The sequence below is a fragment of the Saccharopolyspora oryzae genome (assembly GCF_027853915.1).
In the GTDB taxonomy this organism is placed as follows: Bacteria; Actinomycetota; Actinomycetes; order Mycobacteriales; family Pseudonocardiaceae; genus Saccharopolyspora; species Saccharopolyspora oryzae.
Window position 1 is genome coordinate 99,249 of sequence record NZ_JAQGLA010000001.1, and the last position, 22,507, is coordinate 121,755.

The 22,507-nt window shown below is 68.8% G+C and carries 22 protein-coding genes; 12 read left to right on the forward strand and 10 right to left on the reverse strand.

Annotation, left to right across the window (positions count from 1 at the left end; all coding sequences use genetic code 11):
* Positions 1 to 87 precede the first annotated feature (87 nt).
* The 4 genes from OU415_RS00475 to OU415_RS00490 all read right to left on the reverse strand — a co-directional run bounded on the left by OU415_RS00475 (position 88) and on the right by OU415_RS00490 (position 4,255).
* Positions 88 to 1,140 carry a BKACE family enzyme gene (locus OU415_RS00475; protein WP_270946453.1) on the reverse strand — a complete coding sequence of 351 codons (1,053 nt, stop codon included), beginning with the start codon at positions 1,138 to 1,140 and terminating at the stop codon, positions 88 to 90.
* Positions 1,141 to 1,188: 48 nt separating this feature from the next.
* Positions 1,189 to 2,073 (reverse strand): TauD/TfdA dioxygenase family protein, encoded by an 885-nt coding sequence (locus OU415_RS00480; protein WP_270946454.1) that lies wholly within the window; start codon positions 2,071 to 2,073, stop codon positions 1,189 to 1,191.
* A gap of 73 nt (positions 2,074 to 2,146) precedes the next feature.
* Positions 2,147 to 3,121: a quinone oxidoreductase family protein gene (locus OU415_RS00485; RefSeq protein ID WP_270946455.1), complete on the reverse strand. Its 975-nt coding sequence runs from the start codon at positions 3,119 to 3,121 to the stop codon at positions 2,147 to 2,149.
* Between the two features lie 54 nt (positions 3,122 to 3,175).
* Positions 3,176 to 4,255, reverse strand: a complete 1,080-nt coding sequence (locus tag OU415_RS00490) for a TauD/TfdA family dioxygenase (protein WP_270946456.1) — start codon at positions 4,253 to 4,255, stop codon at positions 3,176 to 3,178.
* Between the two features lie 125 nt (positions 4,256 to 4,380).
* Between OU415_RS00490 and OU415_RS00495 the strand changes: the two genes are divergently transcribed.
* On the forward strand, positions 4,381 to 5,388 hold the full coding sequence (locus OU415_RS00495; protein ID WP_270946457.1) for an AraC family transcriptional regulator: 1,008 nt from the start codon (positions 4,381 to 4,383) through the stop codon (positions 5,386 to 5,388).
* 2 nt (positions 5,389 to 5,390) lie between these two features.
* Here the strand turns inward: OU415_RS00495 and OU415_RS00500 are convergent, their stop codons facing one another.
* Positions 5,391 to 5,825, reverse strand: a complete 435-nt coding sequence (locus OU415_RS00500; RefSeq protein WP_270946458.1) for a MarR family winged helix-turn-helix transcriptional regulator — start codon at positions 5,823 to 5,825, stop codon at positions 5,391 to 5,393.
* Between the two features lie 102 nt (positions 5,826 to 5,927).
* Between OU415_RS00500 and couN the strand changes: the two genes are divergently transcribed.
* The 6 genes from couN (at position 5,928) to OU415_RS00530 (ending at position 12,487) form a co-directional block, all read left to right on the forward strand.
* Positions 5,928 to 6,839 carry a 4-hydroxyphenyl-beta-hydroxyacyl-CoA dehydrogenase gene (couN, locus tag OU415_RS00505; RefSeq protein ID WP_270946459.1) on the forward strand — a complete coding sequence of 304 codons (912 nt, stop codon included), beginning with the start codon at positions 5,928 to 5,930 and terminating at the stop codon, positions 6,837 to 6,839.
* The gene (gene couO / locus OU415_RS00510; protein ID WP_270946460.1) at positions 6,836 to 7,732 is read left to right on the forward strand and encodes a 4-hydroxyphenyl-beta-ketoacyl-CoA hydrolase; all 897 of its coding nucleotides are present in this window, start codon (positions 6,836 to 6,838) and stop codon (positions 7,730 to 7,732) included. Before couN ends, couO begins: the two co-directional genes overlap by 4 nt.
* Positions 7,733 to 7,766: 34 nt before the next feature.
* Positions 7,767 to 8,231: a p-hydroxycinnamoyl-CoA hydratase gene (couM, locus tag OU415_RS00515; RefSeq protein ID WP_270946461.1), complete on the forward strand. Its 465-nt coding sequence runs from the start codon at positions 7,767 to 7,769 to the stop codon at positions 8,229 to 8,231.
* Between the two features lie 79 nt (positions 8,232 to 8,310).
* Complete coding sequence (locus OU415_RS00520; protein ID WP_270946462.1) at positions 8,311 to 9,537, forward strand: lipase family protein; 1,227 nt, start codon at positions 8,311 to 8,313, stop codon at positions 9,535 to 9,537.
* 85 nt (positions 9,538 to 9,622) lie between these two features.
* Positions 9,623 to 11,116 (forward strand): acyl-CoA synthetase, encoded by a 1,494-nt coding sequence (locus tag OU415_RS00525; RefSeq protein ID WP_270946463.1) that lies wholly within the window; start codon positions 9,623 to 9,625, stop codon positions 11,114 to 11,116.
* Positions 11,117 to 11,152: 36 nt separating this feature from the next.
* Positions 11,153 to 12,487 (forward strand): MFS transporter, encoded by a 1,335-nt coding sequence (locus OU415_RS00530; protein ID WP_270946464.1) that lies wholly within the window; start codon positions 11,153 to 11,155, stop codon positions 12,485 to 12,487.
* Positions 12,488 to 12,498: 11 nt separating this feature from the next.
* On the opposite strand, the gene OU415_RS00535 is transcribed toward OU415_RS00530, so the two are convergent.
* The 3 genes from OU415_RS00535 to OU415_RS00545 all read right to left on the reverse strand — a co-directional run bounded on the left by OU415_RS00535 (position 12,499) and on the right by OU415_RS00545 (position 15,067).
* Positions 12,499 to 13,134: an anti-sigma factor family protein gene (locus OU415_RS00535; RefSeq protein ID WP_270946465.1), complete on the reverse strand. Its 636-nt coding sequence runs from the start codon at positions 13,132 to 13,134 to the stop codon at positions 12,499 to 12,501.
* Positions 13,131 to 13,640: a sigma-70 family RNA polymerase sigma factor gene (locus OU415_RS00540; protein ID WP_270946466.1), complete on the reverse strand. Its 510-nt coding sequence runs from the start codon at positions 13,638 to 13,640 to the stop codon at positions 13,131 to 13,133. Before OU415_RS00540 ends, OU415_RS00535 begins: the two co-directional genes overlap by 4 nt.
* A gap of 287 nt (positions 13,641 to 13,927) precedes the next feature.
* Complete coding sequence (locus OU415_RS00545) at positions 13,928 to 15,067, reverse strand: vanadium-dependent haloperoxidase (RefSeq protein WP_270946467.1); 1,140 nt, start codon at positions 15,065 to 15,067, stop codon at positions 13,928 to 13,930.
* 383 nt (positions 15,068 to 15,450) lie between these two features.
* Between OU415_RS00545 and OU415_RS00550 the strand changes: the two genes are divergently transcribed.
* From OU415_RS00550 to OU415_RS00565, 4 genes are all read left to right on the forward strand, one after another.
* Complete coding sequence (locus OU415_RS00550) at positions 15,451 to 16,932, forward strand: LVIVD repeat-containing protein (protein ID WP_270946468.1); 1,482 nt, start codon at positions 15,451 to 15,453, stop codon at positions 16,930 to 16,932.
* Complete coding sequence (locus OU415_RS00555; RefSeq protein ID WP_270946469.1) at positions 16,929 to 17,537, forward strand: DUF305 domain-containing protein; 609 nt, start codon at positions 16,929 to 16,931, stop codon at positions 17,535 to 17,537. The genes OU415_RS00550 and OU415_RS00555 overlap by 4 nt, the downstream gene beginning before the upstream one ends.
* 124 nt (positions 17,538 to 17,661) lie before the next feature.
* Positions 17,662 to 18,906, forward strand: coding sequence for a MalY/PatB family protein (locus OU415_RS00560; protein WP_270946470.1), 1,245 nt, complete (start codon positions 17,662 to 17,664; stop codon positions 18,904 to 18,906).
* Positions 18,907 to 18,985: 79 nt separating this feature from the next.
* Positions 18,986 to 19,123 carry a hypothetical protein gene (locus tag OU415_RS00565; protein WP_270946471.1) on the forward strand — a complete coding sequence of 46 codons (138 nt, stop codon included), beginning with the start codon at positions 18,986 to 18,988 and terminating at the stop codon, positions 19,121 to 19,123.
* Positions 19,124 to 19,159: 36 nt separating this feature from the next.
* Here the strand turns inward: OU415_RS00565 and OU415_RS00570 are convergent, their stop codons facing one another.
* Both OU415_RS00570 and OU415_RS00575 read right to left on the reverse strand, forming a co-directional pair.
* Positions 19,160 to 19,912, reverse strand: coding sequence for an SDR family NAD(P)-dependent oxidoreductase (locus OU415_RS00570; RefSeq protein WP_270946472.1), 753 nt, complete (start codon positions 19,910 to 19,912; stop codon positions 19,160 to 19,162).
* A gap of 76 nt (positions 19,913 to 19,988) precedes the next feature.
* Positions 19,989 to 21,299: a flavin-containing monooxygenase gene (locus OU415_RS00575; RefSeq protein ID WP_270946473.1), complete on the reverse strand. Its 1,311-nt coding sequence runs from the start codon at positions 21,297 to 21,299 to the stop codon at positions 19,989 to 19,991.
* A 196-nt stretch (positions 21,300 to 21,495) separates the two neighbouring features.
* Between OU415_RS00575 and OU415_RS00580 the strand changes: the two genes are divergently transcribed.
* Positions 21,496 to 22,428, forward strand: coding sequence for a LysR family transcriptional regulator (locus tag OU415_RS00580; protein WP_270946474.1), 933 nt, complete (start codon positions 21,496 to 21,498; stop codon positions 22,426 to 22,428).
* Positions 22,429 to 22,507 lie beyond the last annotated feature (79 nt).

The window sequence follows — 22,507 nt, forward strand, 5'->3', positions numbered from 1 at the left end:
CTGGTGAAGATCCAGGACCGGGGCGCGGATCCCGGTGGGGTTCCGCGCCCCGATCTCTCCCCTGGCGCCCGGTGGGTGTCCCGGCGCCTAGTCGTGGTGGGTGAAGCCGACCTGCCCGGGCTTGCGGTTCGGCGCGAAACCGACCTTGGCGAGGGTTTCGTCGGCGTCGGCGTAGGTTTCGCCGATCCTGTAGATCTCGCGGGCCTCCTTGCCGGTGGCGACCTCGCGACCGAGCTCGCCCGCGATGCGCACCAGCTGCTCGATCTGCTGGACCGAGGTCTTCTTCTCACCCTTGCGCCCCCACAGGGTGTCCTCGTTGCCGCACCGGGCGTGCAGACCCATGGCGATCGCCATCGCGTTGACCGGCAGGACGCTGCGCATGAGGGTTTCCAGCGTCAGCACCGCACCATCGGGGCACCGCCGGACGAACTCCATCATGTTGTACGGGTTGGGGCCGTCGAAACCACCGCCGATGCCGACCCAGGTGACCATGAACGGTCCGCTGTAGACACCGCGCCGCATGAGCCGCTCAACGGTTTCCAGCTGCGGGATGTTGGCCAGCTGGAAGTGCGGCTGGATGCCCGCGGCCCGCAGGCGCTTCAGGTGCTCCTCCACCCAGCCCGGACCGGCCGGCACGAACATCTCCCGGTAGGCCTCGGCCACCGCCGGGCGGGTCAGCGAGGTGCCCGCGATGTCGTCCTCGGTCATCAGCTCCATGATGTTCATCTGGTTGGAGTTGATGGCGATGGTCACCTGGTCCGGTGCGGGGTCGAGCTCGGCCAGCATGTGCCGGGTGTCGTCGCTGAGCCACTTGGCCTCCGCGCCCTCCCCCTCCGGCGCGAACGAGATCGAACCGCCCACCTGCAGGATCATCTCCGGGACGGCTTCGCGCAGCCTGCCCAGCAGTTCGTTGAACTTCGACAGCCGCTTGGAGCCCTTGCCGTCCAGCTCCCGCACGTGGATGTGCAGCACGGTGGCCCCGGCGTTGTAGCAGTCGACCGCCTGCTGGACGTGCTCGTCCATCGTCAGCGGCAGGTCCTCCCGGAAGTCGTCCGGCTCCCACTCGGGGCCGTAGGGGGCGACCGTGATGACGAGCTTCTCCTGGTTCTCCGGGAACAGCGAATCGTCGTGGAAGTGCATGCGTTCCTCTCCTTCTCCGGGTGACGGGTCGAAATCTCGCCGGGGAGCTCAGAACGGCCGGTCCCCCACGATCCCGGCACGTTCCATCTTCCGGACCGCGGGCCAGTAGTCCTGCACCGCGTAGTGCTGCGTGGACCTGTTGTCCCAGATCGCGACGCTGTTCTCGCTCCACCGCCAACGCACCTGGAACTCCGGGATCGCGGCCTGGCGGATCAGGTAGTTGAGCAGTTCGCCCGCGCCGGGGGCGTAGTCGCTTCCGAAGCGGACGTTCTCCGGTGTGTGGTAGTTGACGAAGTGCGTCGTGAACGCGTTGACGAACAGGACCTTCTCGCCGGTTTCGGGGTGGGTGCGCACCACCGGGTGCTCCGCGTCGGGGAATCGCGCCTTCAACTGGTGGCGCTCCTCCAGCGGCATCGCGGCACCGAAGCTCGCCTCGATGCTGTGCCGGGCGCGCAGCCCTTCGATCCGGTCCTTGACGTGGTCCGGGAGCTGCGCGTACGCCGCGGCCATGTCGACCCAGATGGTGTCGCCGCCGACCTCCGGTCCTTCCACGCACCGCAGCACGCATCCCATCGGCGGGTTCTGCCGCCAGGTGGCGTCGCAGTGGAAGGCGTTCTCGTAGTGCTCGGCGGGGCTGTCGAGGTCCTTGTAGATCCGCACCAGACCCGGGTGGTCCGGATCGCTGCCGGCCACCGGGTGATCTTCGAGCGCTCCGAAGCGCTGCGCGAGAGCCACGTGGTCGGCCCGGCTGAAGTCCTGGTCGCGCAGGAACAGGACCTTGTGCTCCAGCAGCAGCGAATGCAGTTCGGCGAACAGCTCCTCGTCGCGCGCGACATCACCCAGGTCGACGTCGAACAGCTCGGCGCCGATGGTGCAGGTGAGCTTCTGGTACTTGATCCCGGTCGCCCGGGACGTCTGGACTGCACTGGACATGACAGTTCCTCCGCAGGTTGGTTGATCGTGCTGCTGCCGCCTGGAACTCCGGTCGTTGTGGAGAATCGCGGTGTCAGACGGAGAAGACCGAGGAGCCGATGCTGCGGCCCGATTCCAGGTCGCGGTGGGCCTGCACCGCATCCTCGAGGGCGTACCGCTGGTTGATGCCGATCTCGATCCGCCCGTTGGCCACGTGGTCGAACAACTCACCCGACAGCTCCGCGCGCTCGGCCGGGTCGGCGATGTAGTCGGCGAGCGCGGGACGGGTGACGAACACCGAGCCCTTGACCGCGAGCTGCATCGCATCGATGGGCGGAACGGGGCCGGACGCGGTGCCGAAGCACACCAGCAGACCTCGTCGGGCCAGCGAGTCGAGGGAGGCTTGGAAGGTGGCCGCGCCGATGCTGTCGTAGACGACCGGAACGCCCGCCCCGTCGGTGATCTCCCGGACCCGCTCGGCCACGTCCTCGCGCTTGTGGATGACGACGTGGTCGCACCCGTGAGCACGTGCGACCGCGGCCTTCTCCTCGGTCGACACCGTGCCGATCACGGTGATCCCCAGCAATTTCGCCCACTGCAGGAAGATCAGCCCCACTCCCCCGGCCGCCGCGTGCAACAACACCGTGTCACCCCGCTTCACGGGGTAGATCCGGCGCAGCAGGTAGGACGTGGTGAGGCCGCGCATGGTCATCGCGGCGGCCGTCTCGAAGGCGATCGGGTCCGGTAGCGCCATCAGCGACGCAGCCGGCATCACGCGCTCAGTGCTGTAGGCACCGAGCGGACTTCCCGTGTACGTGACGCGGTCGCCAACGCCGACGTGGTGCACTCCGGGCCCCACCGCCTCGACCACGCCCGCAGCTTCGACGCCCATCCCGGCGGGGAGCGCGGCCGGGTACAGGCCGGTGCGGAAGTAGGTGTCGGCGAAGTTCAACCCGACCGCCTCGTGGCGGATCCGGACTTCTCCCGCACCGGGTTCGCCGACCGCGACCCGCTCCCACCGCATGACCTCCGGAGCGCCGGTCTCGTAGAACCGGATGGCGTGCGCCATGTTCTTCCTCCCATTTCAGTACTTCCGCATCGGCACGGCGATGCCGCGAGTTGTTCACGCCCGGAGGCGCTGCTCGTCCACGACGTCCCGGGGTGCGACACCGCCGCGGCCGTGCGGACCGCCGTAACCCGGGGTTCTCCACGTGAAGTCCGGCGGCAACGACCGTCCATCGTGGAGGGTCAGCCAGAGCTGCAGCGCGTGATCACCAGCGTCGGAGACGGCGTGGCAGCGCTGTTGGACGTGCGAGTGCAGAACCGCGTAGTTGTTGAACAGCTGGATGTCACCGGGATCGACGCCGAAGGAGAACCGGAACTCCGCCGCGGCCGCCAGGCCGTCGATCAGGTCGAGCAGCTGCCGGTCCGCATGCCCCAACCGGCGAACCCCCGGGAACCGCTGCGCCGACTCGACGTCGCCCCGCCGGTAGCGGAAGCTCAACTTCCCGTCGTACCAACGAACCAGCGGAAGCGACCGGTAGGGCGGCTCGCCCGGGAGCTGCTCGCCCCCTCGGTCGAAACCGAAGCGCCCGTACATCCGCTCGACCAGCATCGGATTCCGCCGCAGCACCTCGTTGTAGAGGGCGGCCGAGCTCACGACCGAGCTCTGCCCGCCGAGCCGCGGCCCCAGCAACGCCGTGACATCGGAGCCACCGGTCCGCAGCTCGACGTCCGCAGCACACCTGCCACCCCGGCTGGCCGCCGCACTCGGGAGGCGGCCGAGCTTGCGCCCGAAGGAATCCTGCGACACCGGAAAACCCAGGTACTGCGCCATGCCCCAGAAGATGGTGCTGATCTCGGCTTCGTCGTACCGCTCAACCGGAACGCCCTTGATCACCGCGAATCCCGGCCCGTGCTCGAGACTGCGGGCTACGCGCTCCAGCACCCTTCCCAACGTGGGAAGGCGAAAACGGTCGCGGGTGATCTTCAGGAGTACGATTCCGTACTTCCGCGTCTCGCGCAGCGCCGACTCCAGTTCTTCGAGATGGGATGGCGCGAGCTCCACCGTCCACGCGACCGGATCGACGAGGTCCGCCGCCAGCCACGCGGCAGGGCTCCGGCAGGGCTCCCGAAGCACGTCGACAGCGGGCCGCCAGCCGGAATCAACTGGCGCGGAGCCGCACCGCACTGCTTCGGCCATGACGTCCTCCATCCGGATCCGGAACCAGCTGTGATGGGGACGACATTAGGCCGACGAGAACCTCCTGGCTTATCCTCGCGGGACATGATGCTTATCATTTGGTGACAGCACTTGCCGAGGTGGTCATGAAACCTCTTGCCCGGTACGCCGCGCTGAACAGCTACATCGAGGTAAGCCAGGCAGTGGGGCTCGAACCGGCACGGCTGCTGCGGGGCGCCGGACTCGACCCGGCGAGCCTGGCCCTCCAGGACAGATGGGTTCCCGCCGGCGCGGTCGCGCGGCTCCTCGAACTGTCCGCAGTGGAATCCGGGCAGCAGGACTTCGGGCTGCTGCTCGCCGAGCGCCGCCGCTTCGCCAACCTCGGTCCGCTGAGCCTGGTGATCCGCGAAGAACCTGATGTCCGCAGCGCGTTGACCGTCCTGATCCGGCACGAGCACATGTACAACGAAGCGCTGCGAATGCGGATGTCGGTGCTCAACGGGCTCGCCACCATCCGCGTCGGTTTCGAGTTCGGCGAACAGACCGAGACCAGGCAGGCAACCGAGTTGGCCCTCGGCACCCTGCACCGACTCCTGCTCGGCTTCCTCGGGTCGCTCTGGCAACCGCTCGCCGTCTGCTTCACCCACCACGCACCTGCCGACCCCGGCACCCACCGACGGCTGTTCGGCTCCGCGGTCAAGTTCGAGCAGGAGTTCAACGGGGTCACCTTCTACGCCGACGACCTCGACGCCCCCAACAAGATGTCCGATCCCCTCATGCGCAACTACGCGTACCAGATCCTCGACACCCTCGAACCACCCAGGGAATCAACAGTTCTCAACCGGGTCCGGGAACTGATCGAGCTCCTCCTGCCCACCGGGCAGTGCTCGGTCGAGCAGGTCGCGCGCAGCCTCGGGGTGGACCGCCGAACGATCCACCGGCAGCTCTCCGACGAAGGCGAGACGTTCTCGTCGATCCTGAACGCAACCCGCACCGAACTCGCCGGGAACCTGGTCGCCACCCACCGCTACACGCTCACGGAGATCGCCGACCTCCTGTCGTTCTCCTCACCGGGCAACTTCTCCCGCTGGTTCCGGGGACAATTCGGGTGCAGCCCCAGCCAATGGCGCAATCGCGAGCACCGCGAAGCGTGAACCTAGGGGAAGACGATTCGCCGCAACGTTTCCCGGAGCTGGGCCACGGACTCGGCGGGGAGCCCCTCGAAGTATCCGCTGTGCGCCTGGTCCACCAGCGCTTGCGCTTCGTCGCGCACCTGGCGCCCTTCTTCGGTGGCCGCGATCAGCCTGTTTCGCCGGTCCGCCGGGTCCGGCGTGCGCGCGACCAGGCCGCGCTCCTCGAGCTCGTCGATCAGTCCGACGATCTGGCTGGGATCTAGTCCCATGGTCGCCGCGACAGTGCGCTGGTTGACCCCTTCCGCGTGCTCGCAGGCCAGCACCAGCACCGAGTAGGAGCGCACCTTCAGGCCGAGCGGGACCAGCGCCTTGTTCACCGCGCCGAGCACCATTCCCCCTGCTCTGGAGAGCAAGAACCCGATGTCGTCCGCGAGCAGCTGCGGCTGGTGCTGTGCCATGCGTCCTCCTCGATGCGTTCCCCGCAAGACTAGCAAATCTCAATCATTGACTTTCTCAATGATCGATGGTTGCCTGTGATCCACCCGACAGGAGGAGCATCGATGGATCTGAGCGGCAAGGTCGCCATCGTCACCGGCAGCGGGCGGGGACTCGGACTCGCGTACGGGAAGGAGCTCGCCCGCCGCGGCGCAGCGGTGGTGATCAACGACGTCGACCGGGCCGGTGCGGACTCGGCCGTTGCCGAGATCGCCGCCGCAGGTGGACGGGCCACCGCTGTCGTCGCGCCGGTCGGCACGTCCGAAACGGCCGGGGAACTGGTGGCCACCGCGGTCGAGGCGTTCGGCCGGTTGGACGTGCTGGTCACCAACGCCGGGATCCTGCGCGACAAAGTGCTGTGGAAGATGACCGACGAGGACTTCGACGCGGTGATCGACGTGCACCTGCGCGGCACCTTCACCTGCGTGCGCGAGGCCGTGCTGCGCTTCCGGGAACAGGGCGGGGGCGGCCGGATCATCTGCATCGGCTCCCCCGCCGGCCAACGCGGCAACTTCGGGCAGACCAACTACTCGGCGGCCAAAGCCGGCATCGTCGGCATGGTCCGCACCTGGGCCATGGAGCTGAAACGGGCCGGCATCACCGTCAACGCGGTCTGCCCGGTCGCGGCGACCGCGATGACCGAGACGATCCCGTTCCTCGCCCCGCACGTCGAGTCGATGAAGCGGGGTGAGCCGCTGCCCGCGATCATCCGCCGCGAGGTCGGCATGGGCACCCCCGAGGACGCTGCCGGGATCGTCTCCTTCCTCGCGTCCGATGCCGCGGCCGAGATCACCGGCCAGGCGCTGTCGGTCGGCGGGGACCGGCTGGCGCTGTGGTCGCACCCGCAGCTGACCACCACCGCATTCCACGACGGCGGCTGGGCCGCCGAAGACATCGCGCGATCATGGGATCAGACCTTCGCGGGCTCGATCGAGTCGGTGGGCGAGGAATTCCCGGAGGAGGTCATGCCGAAATGAGCCCGGCCCGGTACGAATGCGGCGTCGACTTCGACGCGATCGAGGCCATCGACATCCACACCCACGTGGAGATCGACAGCCACGGGCATCGCTCGCTGGACGACGAGCTGATGGCCGCCTCGGAGAAGTACTTCAAATCAGGCGAGGAACGCACGCCCGGCATCGACTCCATCGCCGAGCACTACCGCGAGCGCAACATGGCCGCCGTCGTGTTCACCGTCGATGCCGGCTCGGCCACCGGGCACAGCCCCAACTCCGTCGAGGAGATCGCGGAGCTGGCCGCCGCCAACAACGACGTGCTGATCCCGTTCGGTTCGGTCGACCCCTGGTGCGGCAAGGCCGCGGTGGAGCGGGCCCGCACGCTGCTCGAGGGGTGCGGCGTGCGGGGCTTCAAGTTCCACCCGAGCATGCAGGGGTTCGAGCCCAACGACCGGCGGTTCTACCCGCTGTACGAGGTCATCGCGGAAGCAGGGGTGCCCGCGCTGTTCCACACCGGGCAGACCGGCATCGGTGCCGGACTGCCAGGCGGGCACGGCATCAAGCTCCGCTACTCCGACCCGATGCTCCTCGACGACGTCGCCGCCGACTTCCCGGACCTGACTATCGTGATGGCCCATCCAGCGGTGCCGTGGGTCGACGCGCAGATCTCCATCGCCACCCACAAGGCCAACGTGTACCTCGACCTGTCCGGCTGGTCCCCGAAGTACTTCCCGCCGCAGCTGGTCCGGGCGGTGAACTCCGTGCTGCGCGAGAAGGCGCTCTTAGGCTCCGACTTCCCGGTGATCCAGGTAGACCGCTGGCGCAAGGACTTCGCCGCTCTCGACATCAAACCCGAAGTGGCACCGCTGATCTTCAAGGAGAACGCACTGCGCGTTCTGGGCATCAAGCGCTGACCAGCCGCTCACCGCACGAACCGACAGGAGTCCCATGTCCACCACTCGCGTCGCGACCCTCTCCGACCTCAAGCCCCTCGAGGGCCGGCACCTGGGCACCAGCTCGTGGATCGAGGTGCCCCAGGACCGGATCAACACCTTCGCCGACGCCACCGACGACCACCAGTGGATCCACGTCGATCCCGAACGCGCTCGGGCCGAGAGCCCGTTCGGCGGTCCCATCGCGCACGGCTACCTGACGCTCTCGCTGATCATCCCGATGTGGGCGGAGGTGCTCGAAGTCGACAGCGTGACCATGGCCGTGAACTACGGGTTGAACAAGGTCCGGTTCACCAACCCCGTTCCCGCAGGTGGCCGGGTGCGGCTCAACGCCACCCTGAAGCAGATCGAGGAACTGCCGAAGGGCGGCGTGCAGCTGACCGTCGACGGCCAGATCGAACTCGAGGGCGCCGACCGGCCCGCAGTGGTGGCTGAGCCGGTGTACCGCTTCTTCGAATAGCAGGACGCCGAACCGTCCCGCTGCGCCGACGCATCAGGAGCTCACCAGTCGAAATTTCCCGAGGAATACGGAGAGAAGCGTGCCAGCCAGACAACTGCGCAGGAGATCGGTCTTCGCCAAGACGGCGGTCGCGACTTCCGTGGCCGCGATGGTCTTCACCGGAAGCGTCAGCGCGGAACCGGAGGAGGACTCGCTGTCGGCCAGGCCCGGACCGGCCGGAACGACGTTCTGGGACGTCCACGAGCAGCCTCCGGAGACGGCGAAGCCCGGCGACATCTACTGGGTCCAGCCGCGGTCCGACGCACCGAGCGGAGCCCGGGGGTGGAACGTCATCTACGTCTCGGAGATCCAGCCCGGCGTCGAGAAGTACGTGTCCGGCGAGATCTACGTGCCAGCGGGCAAGAGCCACACCCCGCGGGACGTGGTGCTCTGGAACCACGAGACGACCGGATCGGCCGACAGTTGTGCGCCCTCCCGCAGGAGTCTGGGCGAGGGCGACCAGTCCCGGGTACCGGCCATCCGAGCTCTGCTGGACCAGGGGCACGTCGTCGCGATGAGCGACTACCCCGGGCAGGCGCTGCCCGGCCCCTCCCACTACATGGTCGGCCAGGACAACGCGCGGGCCTCCCTGGACATCCTGCGCGCCGTGCGGAACCTCCCCGAGCTCAACGCGTCCAACAGGTTCGTCCAGTACGGCTGGTCTCAGGGCGGCCAGACGACCATGCACGTCGAGTCGATCGCACGGACCTACGCCCCGGAGTTCGAGGGGCTGGGATCCGCGCTCATCGCGCCCGCCGTCCGGATCCGCGATCTGACGCTCAATTCGATGCAGAGCCCCGAACTGGCAGGGTACGTCATCGCCACGCTGCCCGGGATCAAGGCCGCTCATCCGCAACTGCGCTACAGCGACTTCCTCACCGGCGAGGCCATGGAGCAGCTACCGGTGCTGGCCGACGGGTGCTTCGACATCTGGGACAGCGCCAGCGCATTGCGCGACCCCTACCAGCCGGACGCCATGTCCCCTGACAGCGCTTGGTCGAAGGCACTCACCGAAGTGGACGACTTCCGGCCCGCGGGCTCGATACCCTTCGCCATCTACCAGGGCTCGGCCGACACGACGACCCCGGTCGAGCTGACGAACCGCGAACGCACGGCCCTGTGCGCGGCAGGGTCCTCAGTGGACTACCAGGAGTTCGACGGGCTCGACCACGAGTCCGTCGTCCCCGAGGCCGCGGAGCGCTTCCCCACCTGGGCCGCGGATCGGTTCGCCGGCACACCGGCGCCGAACAACTGCCCCCAGGGCTGATCCATCGGCCCACCACGCCGGTCGGGCGCGGGGACCCCGTCGCCGCGCCCGACCGAGCCGGGACATTCCGAAGGAGATCCACCGCATGCGCAACCTTGGCACTGGCACCTGGCCGTTCCGACGCGTCCGCCTCTCCCCGGACAAGACCGCGATCACCTTCCGAGGCCGCACCACGACTTATCGCGAACTCGACGACCGGGTCACCCGGCTGGCACACGCGCTGCGCTCGCTCGGTGTCCGCAGCGGAGACCGCGTCGCGCTGCTGAGCGCGAACCACCCGGCCTACCTCGAGACGCTGTTCGCAGCCGGGTTGCTCGGTGCGATCTTCGTACCGCTCAACGCCCGGCTCGCCGCACCCGAAGTGGAGTACGCGTTGCGCGACTCGGGCGCCGCAGTGCTCATCCACTCCCCAGCGCTCGACGAGGTCGCGCGGTCCGCCGCCGGTTCGGCGACCCGCGTGGTGCTCGACGACGCCGGCTACGAGGCGCTGATCGCAGACGCCGACTCGTCCCGCATCGACGAGCCGGTGTCCCACGACGATCCGTGCTTCATCATGTACACCTCCGGAACGACCGGCCGCCCCAAGGGGGTGGTCCTCACCCACGGCAACATCGTGTTCTCCGTGATGAACGCGGTCATCGACCTCGACCTGGACAGCTACGAGGCGGCGCTGGTGTGCGCACCGCTCTTCCACACCGCTGCCCTGGACTTCGTGGCGCTGCCTACGCTGCTCAAGGGCGGCAACGTGGTCATCGAGGAGGGCTTCGAACCGGGCCGGGTCCTCCAGGTGCTCGAACGCGAGCGGATCACCTACACCTTCGGCGTGCCGACCATGTTCGACGCGCTCAGCACCCACCCCGCCTGGGAGACCACCGACCTGACGTCGATCCGGCGGGTGATCGTTGCCGCGGCCCCCGTCCCACCGCGCACGCTGCGCACCTACACCGGGCGCGGCATCAAGATCTGCCAGGGCTACGGCCTGACCGAGACCGGCCCGGGCGCGCTGATCCTCACGCCGGACGACGTCGAGCGCAAGCTCGGCACGGCCGGAGTCCCGCACTTCTTCACCGACGTCAGGATCGTCGATGCCGACGGACGCGAGGTGGGCCCCGGCGAACGCGGCGAAATCCAGATCTGCGGCCCCAACGTCATGCGCGAGTACTGGAACCGGCCGGACGCCACCGACGACGCCTTCACCGACGGCCGGTGGCTGCGCTCCGGCGACATCGGAGTCGCGGACGCCGACGGGTTCGTCACCGTCGTGGACCGCCTCAAAGACATGATCATCTCCGGGGGCGAGAACATCTACCCCGCCGAGGTCGAGGCGGCGATCCTCGACATGCCGGGCGTCACCGGCTGCGCGGTCTTCGGTGTGCCGCACGAGAAGTGGGGCGAGGCGGGATGCGCAGCCGTCGCACTGGACGACGGCTACGACCTCGACCACGAACGGCTCGTCGCGTTCCTCGCGCCCCGACTGGCCAAGTACAAGATCCCCAGAACGCTCGTCGTGGTCGACGAAATCCCCCGCAACGCCACCGGAAAGATCCGCAAGGACGAGCTCCGGCGCCTGTTCGCCTGAACCACCTCCACTCGGATCACGTTCGAAGGAGCCCCGATGTCCGCTGCCGATGCGGCCGAGCACCTCTCGGCACCCGAACGCGCCGAGGAAGCGCGCCGAGTCGTGCTGTCGAGCTACCTCGGCAGCACCCTCGAGTACTACGACTTCCTGCTCTACGGCACCGCTGCCTCGCTCGTGTTCGGTCCGGTGTTCTTCTCCGACCTCCCGCCCGCCGCCGGCACGATCGCCTCGCTCGGCACGTTCGCGGCCGGGTACCTGGCCCGACCTGTCGGCGGAATCCTCTTCGGGCACTTCGGCGATCGGGCCGGGCGGAAGGCGATGCTCATCCTCGCCATGACCGTCATGGGCGTCGCGTCCGTCCTCATCGGCCTCGTTCCGCCCGCCTCGGTCATCGGCCCGTGGGCAGCGATCATCCTCGTCACCTTGCGGGTGTTCCAAGGCGTTGCCATCGGGGGCGAATGGGGCGGCGCCGCGCTCATGGCCCTCGAACACGCTGAACCGAGGCGCCGGGGCTACATGGCCGCGTTCACCAACGCCGGCGCCCCCACCGGCGCCGTGCTCGGCACGCTCGTGATGACGCTGTTCGCGCTGCTGCCCGAAGACGAATTCATGCTCTGGGGCTGGCGCATCCCGTTCCTGCTCTCGGCCGTCATGCTCGCGATCGGTCTCTTCGTGCGCAACAAGGTCTCGGAAAGCCCCGTCTTCCGAGCCGCCGCCGAACGTGCCGATGCCGACCGCGCCGAGAGCAAGAAGGACATCCTGCCGATTGCAGGGGTGCTGCGGCGCCCCAAGGTCGTGTTGCTGGCCGCGGTCGCGTGCCTGGCCAGCTTCGCCCTGCAGACCGCGTTCACCACGTTCGGAATCACCTACGCCGTCGACCACGGCACGCCGAAACCGGATGCCCTGCTGGGCTTCGCGATCGGCCAGTTCTTCGCGATCTTCTTCATCCTCGGTTACGCCCGGCTCTCCGACAGGTTCGGCCGACGCCCGGTGATGCTCTTCGGCCTCGGCGCGATGATCGTGCTGGTCTTCCCGACCCTCCAGCTGCTCGCCACGGGGAGTTTCGCCGCTGTCGCCTTCGCTTTCACGCTCTTCACGTTCTGCCACGGCGCCACGTACGGACCGATGGCCGCCTACATCTCCGAGCAGTTCGGCACCCGCACCCGCTACACCGGCGCCTCGCTCGGCTACCAACTCGCCACCCTGCTCGGCGGCGGGTTCACGCCGGTCATCCTGGCTTCCCTGGCCGCAACCTCCGGCAACTCGGTCGTCCCCGTGGGCGGCTTCATCATCGCACTGGGCATCCTCAGCGGCGTTGCCCTCCTCGCCACCCGCGAGACCAAGGACAACGACCTGACCGCTGTCCAGTAGTCCCACCGGCTTCACGCGCTCAACTCGAGGAGTTTCCTGCCGGTGCTCGTGGTGACGAGCAGCTTGGCGACCTGGTCGCGAGGAATCGAGGACGCTCCGGACAGCCGGGCCTCCCCGGTGGGGGTTCGCGACCACGTGGCGGCCTGGTCCATGCGGCCGTCGCTGGCCACCACCCACGCCACGAAGCGGTCGTCGGGCGGCAGGTCCTCCACGTGCAGGGACACCGCAGTCCCCCACGGACGGCTTTCCAACTTGCCGTGCCCGTGCGAGGTCACACCGACCGCGGCCACCAGGTCGGCGCCCTGCGGTGACCAGGAGGCCGCGGCCATGCCGCCGAGCGCTCCCGCACCGAGCAGGACCGCTGCCGCCGCGGCCAGCAACCACCTGCGCTTGCGCGGTGACGCCGGTCGTTCGGTGCGGGCTTTCAGGATCAGCTCCGCCCACATCGATTCCGGCGGTTCGACCGGCTCCGGCGGCGGACCGGCGCGGTGCAGCAAGCCGGGCAGGCCCGCGTAGCCGGACAGCTCTTCCCGGCACTCGGCGCAGCGGCCGAGGTGCTCCTCGAGCTGTCGGCGCTCGTCCGGGTCCAAACCGCCGAGCACGTAGGCCCCCAACAGCTCGCGGATCGCCGCGTGCTCCTCGTTCACCGGACAACCCCCATTTCTTCCAAGGTCATTCTCAACGATCGGACCGCGTAGTAGGCGCGGGACTTCACCGTTCCTCGCGGAATGCCGAGCTGCTCCGCCGTTTCGGCCACGCTGAGCCCCTGGAAGTACAGCGCGACGACGACGGTGCGGTGCTGGGCGGACAGTCGTTGGAGCGCCTCGCCGACGAGCCAGCCGTCCAGCATCCGGTCCAGACCGTCGGCGGCCGGCAACGATTCGACGGCACCGTCGTCGCGCACGAACCGCGGGCGGCGCTGGTCGGCACGCCAGTCGTCGATCAGGATGTTCCGCGCGATCGAGAACAGGTACGACCGCGGGTCGCCGCGGTCGGGGTCGATCGAATCCAGATTGCGCCACGCCCGCAGCAGGGTCTCCTGCACGACGTCCTCAGCGCGCTGCCGATCGGCCGTGTACCGCAGGACGAACGCGATCAGCATGCCTCCGTACTCCTCGTACATCGCGCGGAGCAGTTGCTCGTTCGCTGTCATCGCACTCCGTCCAGCATCGACCGATCCCTCCTGCACCCGGGTGTACGTCGCGAACGCACCCGCGGTTCGGGGATCCGCCGGCTGATTTTCCCCTTGAACCGATCGACGGCGGCGGTCAGCAGCCGCTCTACTGCTTCGCCCAGGACACAGCGACCGGAGACACCGAGGATGCAGGTCTGGTACCTCGGTCGACCCCGGAGGTGAAGCGATCAAGACCGCTGCACCGGCAGGTCGACTGCGAACCGGTCGCCCGTGGCCACTTCCCACGGGCGACCGGTTCTCGCACATCACCGCAGCAGCTGGAAAGCCATTCGCACGTCGTGCTCCGCGACATCGCGACCGAGCACCACACCGGCTTCGTCAGCGGTCCGCGTGTGCAGACCGGACCAGACCCGGGCGTCGACCACTTCGGCGGTGAGCTGCGACCATTCCGCGTAAGTGCGGTACTCCCCCGGAGCCGTCGAGCTGCCGATGGTGACGGCTTCGTCCGGTCCTTCGCCGGTCAGCGCCGTCAACACGGCTTCCGCTGCCCCGGCATAGGTGTTGTGCCCGCTGGGGTAGTCGGGGTGCAGCGGCGTCGTGGCCTCCGGCGTCCAGCCCGGGTCCGGCGTGGTGCCCGGATCACCGTCACCGTCGTCAGCTGCCCGGATGGCCGTGACAGGCCGCCAGCGGGCGTAGGTGTACTTGCTGTCGGAAGCGGCGATCTGCGTGTCCACGAGGGCGACGTTGAAGATCGCCACCATGCCGACCCGCTGGAACAACGGCTGCCGCGACTGTTCAAGCGCAGCCCGCAAAACCCCGGTGTAGGCCTGCTGCGTGGACTGCTCCCAGAACTTCGCCGTCCTGGTCTGCTCGTCAGTGCGCACCGCGCTGCCCGAGACGCCCAACGCGCGAACCTCGGCCAGATCGGCCCGGTAGCGCTCGGAGCCGAGCTCGGGCGGCGGCCCCAACCGGAACTGCGCCGGGTCGTCGAGCAGGAACGGCTTCGCGTACCTCGATCCGGCCTGGATGGCGGCCCCGTACGTCGGCGGCGTGGGCTGCCAGACCCCGGGACCCGGCGCCGGGGGTTGGTACGGCCCGTTGACCGATTCCGGATCCAATCCGTCGTTCGCTCGATCCGCGAGCACGACGCGCGCCTGCTCGCGGCCGACGCGAACGCCTCGGTCCTCAGCGGGACCGTCCGGGATCCGGTCCAGGGTTCGCTCCAGCGCAGCGTTCAGCTCCGCCTGGCGACTCGGCACCAGTTCCGACAGCGCAGCGTGGACTGCTGATGCGATCGCCGCCTGCTCGTACTCCTGCGGTTGCCCCACCCCGAGGTCAGAGCGGACCGCCCGGGCCGCGGCGAGCCAGGACACCGCCCACACGCGGTTCTTCGTGACCTGCGCCGATGCCGGGATGCCCGCCGCGTCCACGGTTGCGGCGGACACGTCGTACCACTCCAAAGCCACATCCACAGCCGGCTGGCCGATTGCGGATGGCACCGCGACCGTCGTTCCGACCACCACCGACACGGCGGCCAAGGCGGTGCTACCTCTGGACGCCCACCCTCGTTCGAACAAGCCTCTTCCCATGTGCAGCTCCTCCGTCGGCGTTCACCTCTCGGTGCCACGTACGACGACAGCGGCGAGCAGGTTCACCACCAATCCGATTCCGACCATCCGGTCTGCCGCGCTGAGCTCACTTCCTGGCGGGGCTTCGAGCAGGGAACTCCTGGTGTCCCTGCGGTTTCGGCGCAACGCCCGCGTATCCGTCCGCGCACCGGGTCGTTGCGCTTGGTGGCGGGGATAGCGTCGGCTGCGGGAGGTCGTCCGTGTCTCAGGGGTGGAGTCGGACATCGCTGCGCCTGCTCGGCGCGCTCGCGGCGGTGGCGTTGCTGGTGTCCTCCTCGGAGGTCCTGACCGCGGCGGCCGACGGGCCGGTGGACACGACCGTGCCGCGTGCGGAGTGCGGGCCGGGATCGGCCCCGGAGACCGGGCTGCAGGGGCAAGTGCCGCTGGCCGACCGGCAGAGCGGGCGCAGTAGCCAAGCGCCCTACCAGTGCAATCTGGAGCTGCTGGGCCAGTTCCAGGGGCAGGGCCAGGCGACGGTCGGGGCTTCCTACGGCCACTGCCAGTACCTGGGCACGATCGTCACCGGATCGCCGCGCGCGGAGCGGCCCGGGGTGAACGTCGTCGACTTCTCCGACCCCGCGCAGCCGGAGCTGACCGATTCGCTGGTCAGCCCCGCCACGGTGGGCGGCACGTGGGAGACGTTGAAGGTGAACGAGGAACGCGGCCTGCTCGCCGCGGTTTCCACCGGGATCCTCACCGGAGGGGTGTTCTTCTCCGTCTACGACGTCAAGACCGACTGCGCGCATCCCCGCCTGCTCAACAGCGTCGCCGGAACGCAGCTGACGCTGCCGATGCCGACGCCCGGCCACGAGGGCGGGTGGGCGCCGGACGGGCGGACCTACTACGCCACCGGCGCCGTGGGCGGCACGATCGCCGCCATCGACGTTGCCGACCCGGCCAGCCCGAGCGTGGTGTTCGTCGGCACCACCGGCTTGTCCAACCACGGCTTCGGGGTCAGCGCCGACGGCAACCGGCTTTACGTGGCCAGCGCGCTGCCCGCCGGGATCACCACCTTCGACGCCAGCGACGTCCAGCGGCGCAAGCCCTTTCCGCTGTTGCGCCGGATCTCCGACATCAGCTGGCAGGACGGGCTGATCACCCAGCACGCGATCCCCTTCACCGACGGCGGCCGGCCGTACCTGGTGGTGGCGGACGAGTTCGGCTCCGGCGGGGTGCGAATCATCGACATCTCCGACGAGCGCGCCCCGAAGACCGTCCGCCAGCTCAAGCTGGAGATCAACCGGCCGGAGAACACCGCCCTGCGCGCCGAGGACACCGCGCGCAACGGGATCTTCGGCTACGAGGCGCACTACTGCACGATCGACCGGCCCGCGGACCCGACCGCGCTGGCCTGCGGCTGGGTGCAGTCCGGCATCCGGGTGTTCGACATCCGCGAACCGGACCGGCCGCGGGAGATCGCCTACTTCAACCCGCCCGGACAGGTCGGGCAGAACGCGCGGCTGGTGAACTCCGCGCACGCCACGGTTCCGGTGGGTGCCACCGTCTCCGACATCAGCAACGGCAACGTCGGCAACCCCCCGCTGAACCTCGGCCCGACCGACCTGACGGCGGACTGGTGCATGTCCCCGCCCCGGTTCGTCGGCGAGCAGTTGTGGGTTTCCTGCGACGACAACGGCGCCCTGGCGTTGCAGTTCACCAACGACGCCTACCCGCTGCGATGAACCGCCGCGTCCTGGCCGCGCTGGCAGCGCTGGCGGTGTTCGGGATCGGCCTGCTCGCCGGCACGTCGCTGCGCGGCGGCGGTGACGCGCAACGCACCTCTCCCAGCGCCGCCGACGTCGGGTTCAGCCAGGACATGATCGTGCACCACCAGCAGGCGGTGACCATGGTGCAGCTGGTCCGCGGCAAGCTGAGCCCGCAGGTGGATGCCGCAGCCGAGGCGATCGCGGCCGACCAGCTCCGCGAAATCGGCCGGATGCAGGGCTGGCTGGTGCTCTGGGAAGCACCTCAGATCGCGGAAGCGCCGATGTCCTGGATGGGCGGCGCGCACCACCACGGCGAAACCCCCATGCCGGGCATGGCTTCCATGCCGGAGCTCAACCAGCTCGGTTCGAGCACCGGGACCGACGCCGACGTCGTCTTCCTGCAGCTGATGATCCGGCACCACCAGGGCGGCGTCGACATGGCCGCCGCGGCCGCGCAGCAGGTGTCGAACCCGCACGTGCGCGACCTGGCCAACGCGGTCGTCGCCGAACAGCAGCAGGAGATCGGCACGTTGACCCTCTTGCTGCAGCAATCCGGTGCGCAGCCGCTGCCCGCCCGCTGATCTGCGCCCCTCCGCACGGGGCGACGATCCGATCGTGCTCGCCGAATTCGCGCGTCCGCGGCACATCCCGTTGAGCGGCAGCAGAAGCGAACGCCTTCTGCGGGAAGCTACCTACGCTCGACGCATGGCAATCGAGACTTCCCAGGCCGGGATGCAGGCGAACTCCGCTGGTGGCGCATCGAAGTCGATCTTCGACGAGGTCGTCGACCGCAAGAGCTCCAACTCCATGAAGTGGGCGTTCGCGAAGACGATGTTGACTCCCGAGCAGGCCGCGGCGGACCCGCTCCCGATGTGGGTCGCCGACACCGACTTCAAGGCCCCGCAGGCAGTCGTCGACGCCCTCCACGAGGCCGTGGACCACGGTGTCTTCGGCTATCCCGGTGGCGCGAGCGACAGCTACGTGGATGCGGTGACGAGTTGGCAGTTCCGCCGGTTCGGGTGGGAGGTGCCCGAGGAGTGGGTGGTGCAGACCCCCGGGGTCATCACGACGCTGAAAACCGCCGTGCAGGCCTTCTCCGCACCTGGCGATTCGATCCTCATCCAGCCCCCGGTCTACGGGCACTTCCACGACGACGTCCTGCTCAACGGACGCCACCTCGCCCTCGCTCCGCTGGAACGCACCGACGACGGATACCGTTTCGACGCGCGAACGTTCGAAGCCGCGATCCAGCCCAACACCAAGCTGTTCATCCTCAGCCACCCGCACAACCCGACGGGAAACGTCTGGACCGAGGAAGAACTGACCGCGATGGGCGAGATCTGCGCCCAGCGCGGAATCCTCGTCGTCTCCGACGAGATCCACCAAGACCTGATCATGAACCCGGCGAAGAAGCACGTCCCGTTCGCCTCGCTCTCCCCCGAGTTCGCGCGCAACAGCATCACGTGCACGGCCCCGAGCAAGACCTTCAACCTGCCGGGTTTGCAGAGCGCGAACGCCTTCGTACCCGACCGCCGCCTGCGCGAGGAACCGCTGCGCCAGTACGACCGGAACGCGTTCCCCTTGGTCAACACCCTCGGAATGGTCGCGGCCGAGGCCGCCTACGCGCACGGCGAACCCTGGCTGGAAGAGCTGCTCTCCTACCTGCGCGGCAACCACGAGCACTTCGCAACGTCGGTCAACAACGCCACCACGAAGGTGCGCGTCCTACCGGCCGATTCGCTGTACCTGGCGTGGATGGACTGCCGAGAGCTCGGAATGGACGCCGAGACGCTCAACGACTTCATGCTCACCACCGCCCGCCTCTGGCTGGACAAGGGGCAGAAGTTCGGCCTCGACGGGCACGGCTACATGCGGGTGAATCTCGGTTGCCCCCGCTCGACAGTCGACCTGGCGATCCAACGACTCCTCACCGCCGTGACGGAACTGTAAAAGGAGCAGTCGTCAACAGGGCACATCAATCCGACCTGCACCAGGTGCTTGCCGTGCGCCTCGCCGGAAGCTGGCGCAGGTGCGCCTCTACGCCGCAGGCGTGGTGACCGGCGTGTGGTACCAGGAGTACCCCGGCGCGCTATCGGTGCTCCGCTCGGTGACCTTCGGCCGGATCGCCGGCCGCGAAGCGGCAGGAAGGACGAACGCCGCGTTGTAGGTACCGGTGCAGTACCAGGGACAACCGCGTTGGCGCCTACCGGGTGCGGAATCCGCCGTCGACGACGAGCTCGGTGCCGGTGACGAAGCTGGCGTCATCGCTGACCAGGAAGGCCACCGCTGCGGCGAGCTCGTCCGCGTTCGCACGTCGGCCGAGGGGGGTTTCGGGGACGACACCGCCTTCTGGTTCGAGCTCGTTCAGCGGCGTGCTGACGCCGCCGGGGACGAGCGCGTTGACGCGGATGCCGTCGGGCGCGAGTTCGAGAGCGGCGGTTCGGGTCAGGCCGAGCAAGCCGGACTTGCTCGCCGCGTAGGCGGAGTAACCGATCGCCCCGGACGGGCCGAAGATGGACGAGGTGTTGACGACAGAGCTGTTCGTTCCCTTGCGCAGCAGCGGCAACATCGTCCGCAACCCGAGGAATGCACCGGTGAGGTTCACTCCCAGCAGGTGGTTCCACGCCTCGAGGGTTTCGTCGCCGATCTCGGTGACGTGGATGATGCCCGCGTTGTTGACCAGGATGTCCAGCTGCCCGAACCGTTCCTCCACCAGGTCGTGGGCAGCGCGCCAGGACGCCGGGTCGGATACGTCGAGGTGCAGGTAGGAGACGTCGAGCCCGTCGGATTGCAGACTGGCGGCGGTCTTCTCACCGGCCTCGTCGAGCACGTCGCCGATCAGCACGGCGGCGCCTTCAGCGGCGAGCCGCTGGGCGTGCGCGGCTCCCTGGCCGCGGGCGCCGCCGGTGATCAGCGCGGACCGGCCGGCGAGCCGGTGCGCAGGGTTCGTGGTCATGGCAGTTCCTCCGGAAAGCAGCGTTGCGACGCGAAGCGAGGCCGACCGGGAGGCCGGCCCGTGGGTGTTCCGTTGATCAGGCGGTGGCCGGCACGCCGTTCGCGGCATGGGCGGCTGGCGCCGCTTCCAGCGCGCTGAGGAGGCGCTCGGTGTCGGCCATCTGGTCGTTCCAGATCGCGCGGACGATGTCGATGCGCAGTTCGGGGTTCTGGATGCTGGCGAAGTAGTTGGCCAGGGCCAGGCCGCGCGGTCCGGCCGCCTCGTGCAGGCCGATCATGCGGGCGACGAGCTTGGCCTGGACGCCGTAGATCGGGATCTGCGGTCCGCGCGGTGCGATCAGGCCGACGAAGTACAGCTTCTCGGCTCCTTCGGGCAGGATCCCGCCCGCGTAGCGGACCGGCACGCGGGAGCGCCAGGTGATCTGGTCGTCGTCGAGGAACGGCAGCGACACGTTGAACCCGGTGGCCCAGATGATCGAGTCGTACTCACCGGTCGTGCCGTCGGCGAAGTGCACCGAGTTCCCGTCCAGGCGGGAGATGCCGGGGCGGATGCCGATGCGGCCGTGGTGGACCCAGTACAGCAGCAGGTCGTTGACCGTCGTCGCCCCCTCCGCCAGCGTCCGGGCCTCCGGCATCGGCATGCCCGGGTAGCAGCTGTTCTCGCCGATGGAGACGCGAGCGAGGAGTCGGCTGATCAGGTCCTGCTCGTCGGGGCTGAACTGCGACAGGAACGGGACTTCCTGGCGCGGGACGCCGAAGTAGGTCTTCGGCTGGAAGTGGAGGCCTTCCCGCATGACGATGTCGGCTTCGAGGCGGTGCTGCGCGACATCGGCGGCGACGTCGCAACCCGAGTTGCCCGCGCCGACCACCAGGACGCGGCGGCCGTCGAGGTCGCCGACGTTGTTGTAGGCGCTGGTGTGGATCTGGCGCCCGGTGAACTCGCCAGGGACCTCCGGGACGTGGGGGCTCCAGAGGTGGCCGTTGGCGATCAGGACCCCGTCGAAAACGCCCTCGTCGCCGCGCGAGGTCATCACCCGCCAACCGGCCGAACCGACCGGCCCGTCGTCAGCCGGTACCGGGGTCACCGAGGTGACCTCGGTGTTGAACGCGATCAGGTCGTAGTGGCCGTGGTGCCGCGCGTAGGACTCGATGTAGGCGCGGACCTGGTCCCGCCGGGGGAAGTGCGGGTAGTGCTCCGGCATCGGGAAGCCCTCGAAGTGCGTCATGTCCCGCGAGGTGATCAGGTGCAAGGCCTCGTAGTCGGTGTGCCAGTGGCCGCCGACCCGGTCGGTCTTCTCGAAGCACTCGACCTCGTAGCCTGCCTCGCGCAGCTGCTGGAGTGCCGACACCCCAGCGGCCCCAGCTCCGATCACGCAGTATCGAGCCATCTTCGCTCCTCATCGTCGATACCGGCCGCGCCGGTGTGATCTCGCGGGCCCCGCTCGCCCTGTTCCCGGGCGGGAGCTCCGCTCGTAGGGAAAGTCTGGAAGTCGATCCAGCTCTCGTCCACGCCGTTGTTTCTGCGATTGCTCAAGGGGTTACCTTGAGCGGAACTTTCGTCCTGCGAACGTCGAGGAGGCCGACGTGGGAACGCAGATCACGCTGCAGCAGTTGCAGTACTTCCTGTCCGCTGTCGAGCACGGGTCCCTGTCCGCCGCGGCCGAAGCGCACTTCGTCGCGCAGCCGAGCCTGTCCGAGCAGATCCGCCGCCTGGAGCGCCAACTCGGCGTCACCCTGTTCCACCGCACGAACCGCAAGCTGATCGTCACCGATGCGGCGCGGATGCTGATCCCGCACGCCGAGCGCACCATCAAAGCCGCTGAAGAAGCGACGGCATCGGTGGACCCGGCGCGGACGTTGACGGGAGGCACCGTCGCCTTCGGCACCTTCAGCAGCGCCCACCACCTCCTGCACACCGACCTCGTCGCGCAGTTCCGCGCCCTGTACCCGCAGGTCCGGATGCGGTTGCTGGGGCACAACTCGGTGCAGGTCGCCGACAGCGTGCGCGACGGCCAGCTCGAGGCCGGACTCGTCGCGCTCCCCGTCGACGACCGCGGCCTCGACGTCGGCCCCGTCGAGTGGGTCGCCGAGGCCGTCTACCTCTCGCGCACCCGCAGCCGCGTGCGCCGCCCGCTGTCGATCCAGGAGGTGGCCGAGTCCGAGCTGATCCTGCCGGAAGTGCGCTGGGGCGACACCGACCCGACCCGCCGCCAACTGCTGACCCACGCGCAGAACGCCGGGGTGGCCCTGCGACCGATCGTGGAGGTCGAATCCCCCGCCACCGCGCTGGCACTGGCCGAGCAGGGTGTCGGGGACACGGTGATCTCCCTGCCGCTCGCCCACGCCCTCGGCTCGACCGCCAACCTGCACTGGAACTCCCTGCAGCAGCCCCTGCACGAGACGTTCGCGTTCATCACCCGCCGGGGCGCTGCCCTGTCCCCCGCCACCGAGATCGTCATCCGGCTCGCCCGGAAACTGCTCCAGAACCTGCCCCATTCCGCCCGCCTGCCGGCCTGACGCCCCGCACCGCTCGACGCCGCCCCGACCAAGGCTCTGACCTGCGCCGACCCAGGCCGACCAAGACCCAGGTCAAGGT